Here is a 14,535-nt window from a genome sequence, read left to right as displayed (position 1 = left end):
GGTTACTCACGCGAACCGGCGGATGCCGGCAAGCGGCGGGAGGACCACCGCCTCGCCGTCGACCTCCACCACCGGCTGCAGGGCGCCCGCATCCACGCGGCGGAGGATGGGCGAGAGGAAGTCCCGCCCCCTCGCGTAGTTGATCATGACGCCCGGGGAGAGCGGGTTGAAGGCCGGCATCACGATGATGTCTTTGCCCCTCACCACGCCCTGCCCGTAGAGGAAGCAGGGGAACCGGGCCATATCGATCTCGATCGCCGGGTGGTCGTGGCCGATGATCAGCGTCCCGTGGTCCTCGACCGCCCTGTCGCCGTGGACCACCGTGTAGCCGCCGCGGTCGTAGCGGTCGACCGCCCCTCCCGTGACCGAGGGAAGCATGGCGTCGTGCGAGCCCCGAACGAGGACGACCTCGCATTCGGCCCTGAGTGCAGCAAGGATCGTCGCGAACGTCTCCTTTACGGCCCGGCTCACCCGGTCGAAGGAGTGGAAGATGTCCCCATCGAGGACGAAGACCGTCGGCCGGAACCTCTCAAGGATGGCCTCGAACCGCTCAAGCAGCGTCTCCTCCTCGTGGAGGGGGAAGTGGAGGCCCTGCCGGTAGAGGGTCTCCGCAAGCCCGATATGGACGTCGGAGACGACGCAAAGGCCGAGGTCCCGGACGTAGAGCGCTCCTTTGTAGAAGCCGAACCGGCGGAGGAGGTCGGCCTCACCGACTGCGTTCATGCCGCCGCCTCGCTTCCGATACTGCTCATCACCCGCCGCTGGAACTCGCGGAGCATCGAGAGCCTGTCCTGTGCGTAGACCGCGTCGGAGACGCCGAGGGTCGCGATCCCGAACGCAAGCGGGCTCGGGGACGCGGCGCGGGTCAGGACGACCTCGATTACGCCTGCGTCGATCCCGTCGACGATCCTCTTGATGTTCTCGACCTCGAACCGGTCCTCGATCACCTCGCGGTAGGTCTCTCGCATCACGGCGAACCCGTCAAGCCGTTTGGCAAACGCAATCAGCATGTCGGCGCTCACCTGCTGGCGGCGGGCGCTCCTCCTCTTTCCCATGTAATTCCGGAGGATCATGAACGACCGGGCTGCGTTGATCCGGAAGACCCGCTTTAAGAGCTGGGTATCCCCGACGGCCTCCTTGAGGACGTCGCAGCACTCTTCGGCCCGGATGCCCCGGAGGATGCGCACGGGGTCGGCTTTTTTCTCGAGCGGGATCGAGACCAGAAACCCGGTATCGCTGATCCCGACCGAGACGTTCGTCGTCACGTCCCGCGCGATCGTGAAGGCGACGATCCGGGAGAACCCGTCGTTGAACCGCAGCCCGTAGTTGGTCATGAAGTAGTAGAGGCGGCGGTGGTTCTCCCGGTCGACCTGCTCCTCGACGACGATCCGGTCCGGCGTGGGAACGGCCAGTTCACCCATGTAGCGCACCTGCTGCTCGAAGATCGCACAGATGCTCCGGGCGCTGTTCTCGTCGATCGGGTACCGGGTAAGGAGCGTGTCGACGAGGTCCTCGGTCCCCATCGTCTGCATTGCACGAAGCATCATCTCCTTGAACCGGAGGACGTGCAGGCCGAGGTCGAACGAGAGGGGGAGCTTCTCCGAGAACCAGCTCGGTATCGTCGGGCGGTCGGTCGTCGGATCGACGTAAAGTTTCCCGCCCCGGCGGTAGGCGAACTTGTAGCGCCGTCCCCCGAGGACGAAGACGTCGCCCTTGTTCATCCGCTCCAGGTACTTCTCGTCCAGGTTGCCGGCAAAGGCCCCGTCCCGGGTGAGGACGTCGCAGGAGAACTCGTCCGGGATGGTCCCGGAGTTTAAGAAGTAGATCATCCGGGCGTTCCTGCCCCGCTTCCCGATCGTCCCGGCCTCCGTGTCGTGCCAGATCTTCGCGTAGATCCGTCGCTCCTCGAGCCCCGCGTACTCCCCGGCGAGGTAACGGACGACGCTCATGAGGTCGTCCTCCTCGAGGTTCTGGTAGCAGTGGGACCGGCGGACGACCTCGAGCATCGTATCGATCTCTGTCCTCCCCTCGAGCGCCATCCCGAAGACGTGCTGCGAAAGGACGTCGAGGCAGTTCTCCGGTATGTGGATCCGGTCCACGAACCCGCTCTGCCCCTCCCGGAGCATCACCGCGCACTCGACGAGTTCGTCGCGGTCGAGGACGACGATCCTTCCCTTGACCACCTCGCCGAGGCGGTGCCCGGCACGCCCGATCCGCTGGAGGAGCGCGGCCACGGACTTCGGGGACCCGACCTGGAGGACGAGGTCGACGTGGGGCATATCGACCCCGAGTTCGAGCGACGTCGAGGTCGTCACCACTTTCACCCTCCCGGCTTTGAGCTTCTCCTCGATCAGAAGTCTCCCCTCCGTCCCCATCGAGCCGTGGTGGCACCCCGTGTTCTCCTCCGTGTAGCACTCGGGGTAGCGGACCCTGAGGTTGTGGAGGATCCGCTCGGCGCCGTTCCTGGTGTTCGTGAAGACGAGCGTGTTGTTGTGCTCCTGGACGAGGCGGTGGATCGTCGAATAAAGGTGCTGCGCGAGGTCTTCGGGGGTGGTGTCGATCAGGTCGGGGACCGGGCAGAGGAGCTCTAAGTCGAACTCCCGCGCGAACCGGGTATCGACGATCTCCACCTCGCGCCCGGTGCCGACCAGAAACCGGCCGACCTCTTCGAGGGGCTCGATCGTCGCCGAGCACCCGATCCGCGTAAAGCCGCCGCCGGCTTCCTTAACCAGCTTCTCGAGGCGTTCGAGGCTCACCGAGAGGTGGACGCCGCGCTTCGAACCCGCAAGGGAGTGGATCTCGTCGACGACGACCCACCGGACCGTCCGGAGACTCTCGCGGAACTTCGGGGAGTTTAAGAGGATCCCGAGGGTCTCGGGGGTGATGTTGAGGATGTGGGGGGGTTTCCGTGCCATCTTTGCTTTATCCGCCCGCGAGACGTCCCCGTGCCGGATCGCGTGCCGGATCGGGGTATGCCCGATCCCCCGCCCGCGGGCGATCTCCCCGACCCCCTCGAGGGGCTGGCTGAGGTTCTTGTGGATGTCGTTTGCGAGCGACTTGAGCGGCGATATGTAGAGGCAGTAGACGCTGTCCTCGAGCCCTCCGGTCCGTGCCCGGGAAAAAAGGGCGTCGATGATTGCAAGGAACGCCGAGAGGGTCTTCCCCGACCCGGTCGGCGAGCAGATGAGGACGTTCTTCCCCTCGTGGATGAGCGGGACCGCCATCCGCTGCGGCGGCGTGAACCGGCCCTCCAGTCGTCGTATGCACCACTCCCGTACGTTCTCGTCGAGGAGATCGAGGATCTCCTCGTCCGAATGCCCTGCCGCCCGTTTCTCCATCTCTTCACCTGCTGTTGTCCCTTGTGTCCTGCCGTGCGCCCTCCCGCATAGCGATGCGGAGAACTGCAGGCCCGCGTTATCCCTGATCTGCCCTTCGTGCAGGAGAATTTACCCACATCGGCGAGCAGGGGTGGCTAAAGGAAGAAATACTGCTGCAGAAAAGAATTTCAACAACAATCGATCCCCTTTTGCGACCGGAACGCCGCGCCGAATTTTGTATATATTCTGCGGTCATCCGGAATAGCCTTTTGCGTCTCCTGGAGCGATCGAGCGAGGTGGTTGAATGCTATTTTCCGGAAATTTGGCGCCTGTTTTGAATTTTGGGCCTGAATATAACGATATGAGATCCCGGCCGCGAGCCGTGACTCCTCCCCCTCGGAGGGTCGACTTCCCGATACTTTACGGCAATTCCCGCTCCCCTCTCATGCCGGATTCCGGCGGGTCCGGGGGTCCGGGGAATTACTCCGTGTCCCGGCGCATCTGAGATATTCTAATGTATGATCTGGTAAAACGTAACAGAGGAACTACGATGACAAATCACCCGGTTAAGAACATGATGCGGTTGATGGCGACCAAGATCCGGACCATCGCGGACGTGATGTCCGACGACGAGATCGATGCGCTCTTAGGCGAGATCCTGAACGCAAACCGCATCTACACCATGGGCGCGGGACGCTCCGGGCTGGTAGCGAAATCGTTTGCCATGCGCCTGATGCACCTCGGGCTCGCCGCGTTCGTCGTCGGGGAGACCGTGACCCCGGCCATGAAGCCGGGAGACGTCATTATCGTCTTCTCCGGGTCCGGCGCGACCAAGACGGTTGCGGATATCGCCGAGACAGCAAAGGAGATCGGCGGGAGGATCTGCCTTATCTCCTCAAAGAGAGATTCAAGGATCGGCCGCATCGCCGACTGTATCGTCATCATCGAGAGCCAGCGGGACAGGGTGGCCGACGAGTCGGCGGAGTTCGAGATAAGGCAGATGATGGGCGAGCACAAGTCGTTTGCACCGCTCGGCACCATCTTCGAGACGACCGCCATGGTCTTTGCGGACGCGATCATATCCCGGCTGATGGAGATCACCCAGTGCAGGCCCGAAGACCTCCAGTGCCGGCATGCGAACATCGAGTGAGGTTACCATGAACGAACACAGGTATGCCGGCCGGGTCCGGTCGGTAGAGATGTCGGGCATCCGGAAGCTCTTCGAAGCAGGAGGGCCGGATGCGATCAACCTCGGCATCGGGCAGCCGGACTTCGATACGCCCGACCACATCAAGATGGCCGCGATCGCCGCCATCAGGGAGGGTAAGACCGGCTACACCCCGAACGCCGGGATACCGGAACTCCGGGAGGCGATCTGCGAAAAGTTCGAGCGGGAGAACGCTCTTGCCTACCGGCCGGAGCAGATCCTGGTCACGGCAGGGGGGAGCGAGGCGCTTCATCTCGTCATGGAGGCGCTCGTGGACCCGGGCGACCGCGTCCTCTTCACCGACCCGGGGTTCGTCTCCTACGCCGCCCTTGCAGCCTTTGCCGGCGGACGCCCGGAGGGCGTCGGGCTGGATGCGACCCTGCATATCGACGTCGAGCGGGCGAAGGAGCAGATGGACGGGGCACGGCTCTTCGTCCTGAACTCCCCCGCGAACCCGACGGGCGCCGTCGAGAGCGAGGAGTCGATCCGCGCCCTCGTGGAGTACGCGGGCGACCGGGGCGTCACCGTCGTCTCCGACGAGGTCTACGAGCACTTTGTCTACGAGAAGAAGCACGTCAGTGCGGCCCGTTTCGGCGAGGACGTCATCACCGTCAACGCCGCGAGCAAGACCTACGCCATGACCGGGTGGCGGGTCGGCTACCTCGCGGCACCTGAGGACTACATCCCCGAGTGCATCAAGGTGCACCAGTACGCCCAGGCGTGCGCGACGTCGATATCGCAGTATGCCGCGCTCGCCGCGTACACCGGCGACCAGAGCGCTGTCGCCCGGATGCGGGAGGAGTACCGCGCACGGCGGGACCTCCTCTACGACGGGCTCACCGGTCTCGGGTTCGACTTCCCCCGGCCGGAGGGTGCGTTCTACGCCTTCGTCCCGATGGGACGGGCCCTCATCGAGAAGGCCGTCGAGAACGGTCTCATTATCGTGCCCGGCGGGGCGTTCGGCTCGCGGGCACCCGAATATGCACGCTTGAGTTACGCGACGTCCCGGGAGAATCTCTCCCGGGCGGTCGGAAGGCTTGAGACGCTGATGAGGTGAGAGAAGAATGGTGAAAGAGTTACTCAGGAAGCTCTCGGACGCCCACGGCGTCTCAAGCAGCGAAGGGAGCATCAGGGAGATCGTCAGGGCGGAACTCGCGGGATCGGTCGACGAGTTCCGCGAGGATGCGATGGGAAACCTGATCGCCGTGAAGCGCGGCGGCGACTTCTCCATCATGCTCGCCGCCCACATGGACGAGATCGGCCTGATGGTCCAGTTCATCGACGAGAAGGGGTTCATCCGGGTCGTCCCCATCGGGGGCTGGTACGGGCCGGTGCTCTACTGCCAGCGGGTGGTCCTGCACGGGAAGAACGGCCCGGTTCCGGGCGTCCTCGGCGCAAAGCCCCCCCACGTCATGAAGGAGGACGAGCGGAAAAAAGAGATCAAGATCGAGAATATGTTCGTCGACGTGGGTGCGGCGAGCGAGGAGGAGGTGAAGAACCTCGGGATCGAGATCGGCACCCCGATCACCATCGACCGCGAGTTCACGGAGCTTGCCGGCAACCGCGTCACGGGGAAGGCGCTCGATAACCGGGTCGGCGTCGCGATGCTCATCCGGGCCCTGCAGCAGGCGGAGTCGCCCCACACGATCTACGGCGTCTTCACGGTCCAGGAGGAGCTGGGGCTGAAGGGGGCCCGCGTCAGCGCCTACTCCTTAAATCCCGACTGCGCGATCGCGACCGACGTCACCATCCCCGGCGACCACCCCGGGATCGATAAGAAGGACGCGAGCGTCGAGATGGGCAAGGGCCCGGTCCTCGTCCTCGTCAGCGCGAGCGGGCGCGGGCTCATGGCCGACCCGCGGATGACCGCGTGGCTCCGGGAGACCGCGGAGAAGAACGGTATCCCCTGCCAGCTCGAGGTCGGCACCGGCGGCAACACCGACGCGACGATCATCCACCTGGAGCGGGGCGGTATTCCGAGCATCCCGCTCTCGATCCCGGCCCGTTACATCCACTCCCCGGTCGAGGTGATCGACACCGCCGATCTCGAGGCGGGGGTCCGGCTCCTCGTCGAGGCGCTGAAGGGCAAACCCGCGCTCTAATTTTTTTGACATTTCCCTGCACAGGAAGGATTAAAGTATCCTCCATGCAGAGCGGTGCGGTATGACCGACGGCCTGTCCGGATTTTTGCAGGAGATCTTTCTTGGAAACCCTACCTACCTGGTACGGGTCCTGATCATCGGCATCCTCGCGTATGTTGCCCTCGTGATCATCCTCCGCCTCTCGGGGAAGCGGACGCTCTCGGCGATGAACGCCTTCGACTTCATCGTGACCGTGGCTCTCGGCTCGACCCTTGCATCGGTGATCACCTCAAGAGACGTCTCGCTCGCGGAGGGGGTCCTCGCCCTCGGTCTCCTGGTCGGGCTGCAGTACGTCGTCTCCTGGTTCTCCGTCCGGTCGGAGCGGGTGCAGAAGGCGGTGAAGTCGGAGCCCCGTCTCCTCTTTCACGCGGGAGAGTTCCTGCATGACGCAATGCGGCGGGAGCGAATCGCCGAGAGCGAGATCCGGCAGGCGCTGCGATCGGAGGGGGCGGGTTCCCTCGAGAGCGTGCGCTCAATCGTCCTCGAAACGAATGGGAACCTCTCGGTGCTTACGAAGAGCAAGAGCGACGGCATGGGATCGCTCGTCGATGTGGCAGGGGTCCGGCGGTGACGGATGGTGGAAAACAGGGTGCCCGAGAGATAAGGCCTTACGCCCGGGCACATTTCGGTTCATGATGCAGTGTTTTTTGTGTTCGCAGGCCGCAACCGTTCTGGCCTGTGAACCCGCTGCATCATGTGATAGTGTGCCTTCTGGTTGACCCCACTCTCAGGCAAGATCCCCCATGGCGCTAAAAGTATATAGTTTTATCTCAAAGCACGAATAATAATTGTCCTATGTTCTATGGCCCAGACGGGCGTTCTCCTCCCTCAGGATGATCTCACTCTTCCACAAAGATGACCGCCACCGGGCACGAGTCGGCGGCCTCCAGGACGCAGTCGGCAAGTTCGTCGGGCACCTCGCCCTCCGCGGGGTTGCCGTTGACCCGGTACTGCTCCTTGATCGAGCTTAAGTCGTCGTTTGGGTCCTGTTCGAAAACGTCCGGGCAGAGCGTCCAGCAGGATTCGCAGCTGGTGCATCCCGGCCTGTCGATGGTTACTTTCATCACACTCCATACCTCCGTTTTGTCTCGGGAGGGGCCCTCCTCCATGTTAAATGTGACGGATGCGGGCACCTCTGCGGTCCCGGCGGGGCTGCCGGTTGCCGGGCACAACGCCGCCGATTTGTCAGGAGGCTGTACAACCCGGTCCTCTCGTCATCTCTGGATAATTCCTAACTAGTACTCGTTGTCATTTACGTCTCTGAATTCCCTTTCCCGCCCTTCGCATCCCTCACGGTCTGCCTTCTGTGTGGGACCCTATTCCGATCTGCACCATGGGTTGCTTCACGCGAAGCTACGAAATTTCAGTTCTGGTGAATCGGGCATGAATATGGAAGCATAGGCCCGGGATGAGGAATCACCCCGGGCATGCCCTGCAAGTGGACCGTGGGGATATCGCCTCGCGGGGGTGGGGCCGACGGGGAGGGGGTCTCCCCCTCCCCTGTCTCTACCGCAGAATGGGATACCCGTAACCCCCACCCCACCCGGCCTCCGGCCTCCTCCCCCGCCCCGGGGGCGGGGGCAGTCATGGCGATACCCGGGGGAAAGCCGTGCTCCAGAGTATCCCCGGCGTGCGACCATAGCGCCCGCTCCCACACGCCAAAATTCCGAAAATAAAGTGACAGGATGCACTGCCGCCCAGATGAGGCATCCTTTGCTTCCGCCCCGTATTCGATCGGGATCAGGTTCCAAAGATGACCGGGAGAAGTTTCCTGTCAGATCGCTACAACCGGATATCGGACGAAACGCTTATGCCCTATCCCCAGCCCATCCGCTGACGGGATCAATGGAACCGAAACACCGGCTGACGCAGTTCGACCTGACCAATATCATCGTGGGGGCCATTGTCGGGGCCGATATCTACATCGCATCCGCACTCACGGCGGGGCTGGTCGGCCCGTTCTCAATCGTTGTCTGGATGGTCGCCGGCGTTTTTGCCGGAATTATCGCTATGGTCTTTGCATACTGCAGCTTCTATGTCCCACACGTCGGCGGGCCCTTTGCCTACGTCTCTGCCGCGCTGGATCAATTTTATGGTTTCCTGACCGGTTGGAGCCTCTGGATAGCAGAACTGATGGCTTTGCCTGTCTTCGCTATCGCTTTTGTCCTCTACCTCCAGTCCTTCGTCACACTCAACCTGGAAGGACAGATAGTCGTTCGGGCTCTCTTCATCGGGACCCTTACCCTGGTGAATATCATCGGTGTGAAGGCAGCCGGGCGCTTCAACGATGTCCTGACCGTCGTCAAACTGTTCCCGCTCATTCTGCTCATTCTGGCGGGATTACTCGCGTTCTTCACAAAGCCGGAAGCAGTAGCGGCAAATTATAGCCCCCTTCTCCCTCTTGGATTCCAGAATGTTGCATATGCGGTCGTACTCGTCTTCTGGGCATACGTTGGTTTTGAGATGGGCACGTTTCCCGCATCCGAAGTCGAGAAACCCCGCAGTACAATTCCCAGAGCGATCATCAACGGGATGGCCATCGTCGGGCTCTTTTATATACTGACAAACTTTGTTCTCTACGGCCTCATCAACTGGACGGTTCTTACCGAAAGCAAGACTCCGCTCGTTCTCGCAGGCACCATCCTCTTCGGCACCGCCGGCGCTGCCGTGATGACCATCGGCGCCCTCTTCTCGGTATCGGGCTCGGACGAGTCAGGCATGCTCGGCACCTCCCGTCTTGCCTACGCAATGGCCCTCGACGGGCTCCTCCCGAGGATCTTCGCCCGCCTTCATCCACGGTTCGGAACGCCATACGCCATCCTGATCCTGCAGGGTGCGATCGCCTTCCTCCTCTCCGGTTACGGCAGCCTCTCCGAACTGATCTCGTTCTCCGTCTTTAACATTGCCTTCGCCTACCTGCTCACCTGCATTGCGCTGATCGTCCTGGTGCGGCACCAGCAACAACACCTCGTCGGGCAGCGGATCCTTCCGTTGATCGGGATCGCCATCTGCACGTTTCTGCTCTATTCGACCACGCTTTCCGACAAGATCGCCGGAACGCTCGTGATTCTTGCGGGGATCCCGCTTTACATCTACTTCTCCCCGAAGGAGGATATCCACCATCTCAAACGTCTTTTCCTCGCAGAAGAGACAGTGCTGCTCCGCCAGGTAGAGATCCGAAATCGCTATCTCGGAAACTTCATAAGGCTCCTGCACCTCGCCTACCAGCGGATCCTGGTCAGGATCCGCTCACTGTGACGGGGCTCCCGGCGTATCAACCGCACCGGGAGAGCCGCGGCGACCTGAGAAGTGTAAGCCCCAAGCAATGCGAGGTCGGCGGCGCAAAATTTGGTTTTCCCATCTACAGATAGGCCTCGGATGCGTAGCGCCGCATCATGCGGTGAGTATTGAAGTAGTAGGCGATCTTCGCGATCGAACTCCTCATGATCGTCGCCCACTCGTCCGTCTTATGATAGTATGTCGGAATGATCAGGTACTGCAGTTTGCTGTAGAGGTCTTGAAGTTCGCGTCTCCGGCGTTCGTCATCGCTAATCTGTTCATCAGGACCGGGACCGATCGCCCACCCCGTCGTGCCCTCAATCCAGCCCTCAATCCACCAGCCGTCGAGCACGGAGAAATTTATTGCCCCGTTGAGAGCCGCTTTCATCCCGCTCGTTCCCGAGGCTTCGTACGGCGGCAGGGGCGTATTCAACCAGACATCGGACCCGGCGGTCATGATGGCCGCCATGTCCATCGAATAGTTCTCCAGGTACACGACCTTCACATCACCGTCCAGCTGGCGGATGTACTCATGAATCTGGCGGATCTCCTGTTTGCCGACCTGATCTGCCGGATGAGCCTTGCCGGCGAAAACCAGCTGGAAGGCTCCCCGCCTGTTGATCTCACGGATCTTGTCCAGATCCGAAAAGATCAGGGTTGCTCGTTTGTATGCCGCCGCTCGCCGGGCAAACCCTATCGTGAGCACCCCATCATCCATCTCAACATTCGTCACCCGGCTGATATACTCGATAAGGATCTGCTTTGCCCGCTGGTGAGCATGCCGGATATCTTCATGCGGGATCTCGTCCACCCTGACGAGCAGCTCGGGCTCGTGCGCCCAGCCGGGGATGTATTGGTCAAAAAGAGACCGAAAGGGCCTCGAAGTCCACGTATGCGGATGCACGCCGTTTGTAACTGCCCGGATATGGAAACCGGGGAAGAGCTGCTGTGAGTAGTTCTTGTGCGCCGGGCTCACGCCATTCACAAATTTGCTCAGGTCGAACGCAAGGGTTGTCAGAGAAAGTCCGTCTGTCTCGACGTAGCGGTCCATCAAGACCGGTGGAATCTCGCTTCTGAGCAGGGGGACCGACATCTCGCGGGGGAACGTCTCGAACGCGACCTGAACCGGGGTGTGGGTGGTGAAAATGCACCGTGTCCTCACCTTTTCCTCATCCATGTCACGGTGCTTCAGGAGCTCAAGGGTAAGGAGGCTGGAATGGCTTTCATTGATATGGTACTTGCTGATCCGAAATCCAACTGCTTCGAGCATCCGCACTCCGCCGATCCCGAGGACGATCGACTGCTTCAGCTTGTACTCCTGATCCCCGCCGTAAAGGTAGTCGGTGATACCCCTATCTTCGGGAGCGTTCTCTTCGAGATCCGTATCGAGAAAGAGTACCGGTACCAGCCCGCCAACCGGACTCCAGTAGTCATGCAGCCACGCCCGGACGGCAACGTCCCGCTCTTCGATGCGCACCGTCACCCGTTCGGGCAGTTCCCGCAGGTGCTCCGCAGGGTTCCATTCGTCAGGGAGATCGATCTGCTCGCCTGCGGGGGTCAACTGCTGCCGCACGTATCCTCTGCGGTTGACAAGGGTTACCGCGACCATCGGGAGCAGCAGGTCGGCACTCGATTTGATGACGTCTCCCGCAAGAACACCGAGACCGCCGCTGTATGTCGGGATGCCGCTTTCGATTCCAATCTCCATCGAAAAATAGGCGATCCTGGCCCCTTCAAGGAACGTATCCCTACACAGCTTACTTGAAAAATAGTAGATCCCTCCCCGAACTTCAGCTGTATACGGTGCACTCTCCGGCTCCAGCGGCATCCCGCAGACAGGGTCCCTGATAACCATGGTCCCGGATTCCCGGGGGTCGTACTTAACGATTGTCCTTCACACCCGCACTCCGGGGTGAGGGGGGCAGGACTTGTGCAGGAGTGCCTGAGTGTATGGTACGGCAATCTGATCGCAGGTCATTCACCCATGCACTATCAGCCCTCCGGGGTCTGGTACTGACAGCCATGCGATTCATCCGACTGTTTACCCGGAAATGGAGGTGATAGACCTGTAGCTGCGTTCCCCTGGCGAATCACTATAGTTATATATGGCAGTTCGAAGAGAGTGCCCGTGACGTCATGGCCGGGCAGGAGATTACGACGGAAGGAGCCAGGGACAGATCCATTGATGATTTATTTGAGACTCTCTCATCCCGGCGGGAAGGGCTGACCCGATCCGAGGCTCAAAACCGCGTTCAGAGGTACGGTCACAACGAGATTCCGGAGAAGAAAGAGAACCCGATCATCAAGTTCCTGAGATACTTCTGGGGCCCTATCCCGTGGATGATCGAAGCCGCACTGATCATCTCGGCCGTCATTCGGCGCTGGGAGGACTTCGCGATAATCCTATCGCTGCTCCTCATCAACGCGATCGTCGGTTTCTGGCAGGAACGCCAGGCGGGAAACGCCATCGAGATGCTCAGGGAGCGGCTTGCACTCGAGGCACGGGTGCTGCGCGACGGCAGGTGGCAGAAACTGCCTGCACGCGACCTGGTTCCTGGTGATATCGTCCGTGTACGGCTGGGCGATGTCGTCCCCGCGGACCTCAAGCTCATCGAGGGGGATTACCTCTCGGCGGACGAGTCCGCACTGACCGGGGAGTCGCTGCCGGTCGATAAACATCTTTCAGACGTCGGCTATTCCGGCTCCGTCGTGAAACAGGGTGAAATGACCGGACTGGTGGTGTCCACAGGCTTGAACACCTTCTTCGGAAAAACCGCCCGGCTCGCCGAAGAGGCGGTGACGGTCAGCCATTTCCAGAAAGCCGTTATTAAAATCGGGGACTACCTGATCATCCTCGCGATCGCACTGGTCTCCATCACCTTCATCGTCTCAATTGTCCGCCAGGAAAACCTGCTTGAGGCGCTCCAGTTCGCCCTCGTCCTGATCGTGGCGGCGATTCCTGCGGCGATGCCGGCCGTCCTGTCCATCACCATGGCGGTCGGGGCGGTGGCGCTCGCGAAGAAAGAGGCAATCGTCAGCAAACTCGTTGCCATCGAGGAGATGGCCGGGGTCGACATCCTCTGTTCCGATAAAACCGGTACGATAACGGAGAACAGACTCACTCTCTCCGATATCGTGCCGTTCGAAGGCGCCTCGAAGGAGGATGTACTGCTGGACGCCGTACTCGCCTCCAGGGAGGAGGATCAGGACCCCATCGATACGGCGATCCTCACGTCGGAGCAGGCCAAAAGCCAGCAGGGACAAGTCGCCAACTACAGGGTGCTGAACTTCAAACCCTTCGATCCGGTCATCAAACGCACGCAGGCCACCGTAGAGGATGCGGACGGCGGCCACTTTGCCGTGGCAAAGGGTGCGCCGCAGGTGATCCTGCAGCTCACGGGCGGGAGCAGGGAACTCGAAGAGCGCATCGACGAGCTCTCGAACGACTTCGCAACGAAGGGTTTTCGCATGCTTGGCGTCGCAAAGAGCAGCGACAACGACACCTGGGTCTATACCGGGGTGCTCGGTCTCCACGATCCTCCCCGTGCCGATTCGGCGGCGACCATCAAGACGGCGCAGGAGATGGGGCTTGAGGTCAAGATGGTCACCGGCGACCATGTGGCAATCGCGAGGGAGATTGCACGGGAGGTGAACCTGAAGCCCGATATCGTCACCGCCGACGCCTTCTTGAAAGAACACGACGCCGAGGCGGGAGAGACCGTGGAAAAGGCGGACGGTTTTGCCGAAGTGTTTCCCGAACACAAGTACCGTATCGTCTCACTCCTGGAGGGCCGGGGGCATATCGTCGGCATGACCGGCGACGGTGTGAACGATGCGCCCGCTCTCAAAAAGGCGGACGTCGGCATCGCAGTTGCCGGCGCCACGGATGCGGCGAAATCGGCGGCATCGATCGTCTTCACAAAGCCCGGACTCTCGGTCATCATCGACGCGATAAAAGAGAGCCGGAAGATCTTCCAGCGGATGAATCACTATGTTATCTACCGTATTACCGAGACCATTCGCGTGCTCTTCTTCGTCACCCTCTCCATTCTGCTCTTCAACTTCTTCCCGATCACCGCTCTCATGATCGTGCTGCTGGCGCTCCTGAACGATATTCCGATCATGACCATCGCCTACGACAACGTCATCTACTCAAAATCCCCTGAAAAGTGGAAGATGCGGGAGATCCTCACCCTCTCCACGATCTTCGGGTTTGTGGGGCTCGTCTTTTCATTCGCCCTTCTCTATATTGCAGTGGGACCGCTGAACCTGAGCCTTCCGGTCATTCAGTCTCTCATCTTCCTGAAGCTGGCGGTCGCGGGGCACCTCACCATCTTCGTCACCCGCACGAGAGGCCCCTTCTGGTCAATCAGGCCGGGATCGGCCCTGCTCTGGTCGGCAATCGTCACAAAGATCATTGCAACCCTTATCGTGGTATACGGCATCTTCGTCACGCCGATCGGCTGGTACCTGGCAGGGTTCGTCTGGATTTATGCGCTCATCGGATTCCTGGTCATGGATTTCATCAAGGTCAGGACGTACAGCATCATCGACCATAGCGGGATACGGTTCTCCCGGTAGGCGTGCATCT

General features: G+C 61.1%; 10 protein-coding genes. 6 read left to right on the top strand and 4 right to left on the bottom strand.

Annotation, left to right across the window (positions count from 1 at the left end; all coding sequences use genetic code 11):
• Positions 1 to 6: 6 nt before the first annotated feature.
• Both DIC75_RS06660 and DIC75_RS06655 read right to left on the bottom strand, forming a co-directional pair.
• Entirely contained in the window at positions 7 to 723 is a 717-nt protein-coding gene (locus DIC75_RS06660) for a metallophosphoesterase (RefSeq protein ID WP_250987251.1), read from the bottom strand.
• A complete protein-coding gene (locus DIC75_RS06655) occupies positions 720 to 3,338 on the bottom strand; it encodes an ATP-dependent helicase (protein ID WP_250987250.1) in 2,619 nt (872 codons plus the stop codon). Before DIC75_RS06655 ends, DIC75_RS06660 begins: the two co-directional genes overlap by 4 nt.
• A 529-nt stretch (positions 3,339 to 3,867) precedes the next feature.
• Between DIC75_RS06655 and hxlB the strand changes: the two genes are divergently transcribed.
• From hxlB to DIC75_RS06635, 4 genes are all read left to right on the top strand, one after another.
• A complete protein-coding gene (gene hxlB, locus DIC75_RS06650) occupies positions 3,868 to 4,467 on the top strand; it encodes a 6-phospho-3-hexuloisomerase (RefSeq protein ID WP_250987249.1) in 600 nt (199 codons plus the stop codon).
• 7 nt (positions 4,468 to 4,474) lie between these two features.
• Complete coding sequence (locus DIC75_RS06645) at positions 4,475 to 5,581, top strand: pyridoxal phosphate-dependent aminotransferase (RefSeq protein ID WP_250987248.1); 1,107 nt, start codon at positions 4,475 to 4,477, stop codon at positions 5,579 to 5,581.
• Positions 5,582 to 5,588: 7 nt separating this feature from the next.
• Entirely contained in the window at positions 5,589 to 6,626 is a 1,038-nt protein-coding gene (locus DIC75_RS06640) for a M42 family metallopeptidase (RefSeq protein ID WP_250987247.1), read from the top strand.
• A gap of 61 nt (positions 6,627 to 6,687) precedes the next feature.
• On the top strand, positions 6,688 to 7,236 hold the full coding sequence (locus tag DIC75_RS06635) for a DUF421 domain-containing protein (RefSeq protein ID WP_250987246.1): 549 nt from the start codon (positions 6,688 to 6,690) through the stop codon (positions 7,234 to 7,236).
• Between the two features lie 268 nt (positions 7,237 to 7,504).
• Here DIC75_RS06635 and DIC75_RS06630 read toward each other — a convergent pair whose 3' ends face one another.
• Entirely contained in the window at positions 7,505 to 7,729 is a 225-nt protein-coding gene (locus DIC75_RS06630) for a ferredoxin (protein WP_250987245.1), read from the bottom strand.
• 781 nt (positions 7,730 to 8,510) lie between these two features.
• Here DIC75_RS06630 and DIC75_RS06625 point away from each other — a divergent pair.
• A complete protein-coding gene (locus DIC75_RS06625; RefSeq protein WP_250987244.1) occupies positions 8,511 to 9,923 on the top strand; it encodes an APC family permease in 1,413 nt (470 codons plus the stop codon).
• 103 nt (positions 9,924 to 10,026) lie between these two features.
• Here the strand turns inward: DIC75_RS06625 and glgP are convergent, their stop codons facing one another.
• Complete coding sequence (gene glgP / locus DIC75_RS06620) at positions 10,027 to 11,772, bottom strand: alpha-glucan family phosphorylase (RefSeq protein ID WP_250987816.1); 1,746 nt, start codon at positions 11,770 to 11,772, stop codon at positions 10,027 to 10,029.
• Between the two features lie 308 nt (positions 11,773 to 12,080).
• On the opposite strand from glgP, the gene DIC75_RS06615 reads away from it, so the two are divergent.
• The gene (locus tag DIC75_RS06615) at positions 12,081 to 14,525 is read left to right on the top strand and encodes a plasma-membrane proton-efflux P-type ATPase (RefSeq protein ID WP_250987243.1); all 2,445 of its coding nucleotides are present in this window, start codon (positions 12,081 to 12,083) and stop codon (positions 14,523 to 14,525) included.
• Positions 14,526 to 14,535: the final 10 nt, after the last annotated feature.

The sequence above is a fragment of the Methanoculleus oceani genome (assembly GCF_023702065.1).
Taxonomy (GTDB): Archaea; Halobacteriota; Methanomicrobia; order Methanomicrobiales; family Methanoculleaceae; genus Methanoculleus; species Methanoculleus oceani.
Note: the sequence above shows the minus strand (reverse complement) of the source record. Positions and strands in the feature narration are given on the sequence as shown.

Excerpts from the sequence above, each read along its gene's own strand:
- DIC75_RS06660 (WP_250987251.1), bottom strand. The coding sequence starts at position 723 with ATGAACGCAGTCGGTGAGGCCGACCTCCTCCGCCGGTTCGGCTTCTAC.
- DIC75_RS06655 (WP_250987250.1), bottom strand. The coding sequence starts at position 3,338 with ATGGAGAAACGGGCGGCAGGGCATTCGGACGAGGAGATCCTCGATCTC.
- hxlB (WP_250987249.1), top strand. The coding sequence starts at position 3,868 with ATGACAAATCACCCGGTTAAGAACATGATGCGGTTGATGGCGACCAAG.
- DIC75_RS06645 (WP_250987248.1), top strand. The coding sequence starts at position 4,475 with ATGAACGAACACAGGTATGCCGGCCGGGTCCGGTCGGTAGAGATGTCG.
- DIC75_RS06640 (WP_250987247.1), top strand. The coding sequence starts at position 5,589 with ATGGTGAAAGAGTTACTCAGGAAGCTCTCGGACGCCCACGGCGTCTCA.
- DIC75_RS06635 (WP_250987246.1), top strand. The coding sequence starts at position 6,688 with ATGACCGACGGCCTGTCCGGATTTTTGCAGGAGATCTTTCTTGGAAAC.
- DIC75_RS06630 (WP_250987245.1), bottom strand. The coding sequence starts at position 7,729 with ATGAAAGTAACCATCGACAGGCCGGGATGCACCAGCTGCGAATCCTGC.
- DIC75_RS06625 (WP_250987244.1), top strand. The coding sequence starts at position 8,511 with ATGGAACCGAAACACCGGCTGACGCAGTTCGACCTGACCAATATCATC.
- glgP (WP_250987816.1), bottom strand. The coding sequence starts at position 11,772 with ATGCCGCTGGAGCCGGAGAGTGCACCGTATACAGCTGAAGTTCGGGGA.
- DIC75_RS06615 (WP_250987243.1), top strand. The coding sequence starts at position 12,081 with ATGGCCGGGCAGGAGATTACGACGGAAGGAGCCAGGGACAGATCCATT.